Raw genomic sequence first — 446 nt, 5'->3', positions numbered from 1 at the left:
CCTTGGTAAGTGGCGGCGGAAGAGGCAGCCAAAGTTGTTGGGCCTGGTCGCCGTCGCGGTCGATCACCGCGAGCTCGGCAGCGAGCAGGCCCGACGCCTCTTCGAGGCGCAGGCCGGTGGTGACGAGAAGGTCGGCGAACAGCGCGTTGCGCAGCCCGTTCCGATCGCGAGCGCCGGGGCGCTCCGTGCCGTCAGGGGTGAGGCCGCGCAGGCCGACCTCGCGGAAAATGCGGTAGTCGTCCATCGTGACGAACCGCACATCCGATCGCTTGGCGGCACGTTCATAGGCGTCGTTGCGCGCCGCGATCATGTCGCGGTGGCCACCCTGCGCCGGTCGCCATACGGCGCGGCGGCTGAATGGCACCTCGGCGATCAACCCTTGCTGCTCGCCCCAGCGGTAGAGGCGATCGAGGCTGGCGACGGCCCGGTTCCAGCTTGCTGCCGTG

Annotated in this window: 1 pseudogene; it reads right to left on the bottom strand. The window is 69.7% G+C overall.

Going from position 1 to position 446, the window contains the following annotated elements:
- A pseudogene (locus AACY52_RS31320) lies at positions 1–446 on the bottom strand (integrase); the annotation flags it as partial.

Source organism: Pseudomonas sp. EA_65y_Pfl1_P113 (assembly GCF_963970525.1).
Lineage (GTDB): Bacteria > Pseudomonadota > Gammaproteobacteria > Pseudomonadales > Pseudomonadaceae > Aquipseudomonas > Aquipseudomonas tritici.
The sequence above is the reverse complement of the archived record's forward strand: the minus strand, read 5'-3'. Positions and strand labels throughout refer to the sequence as shown.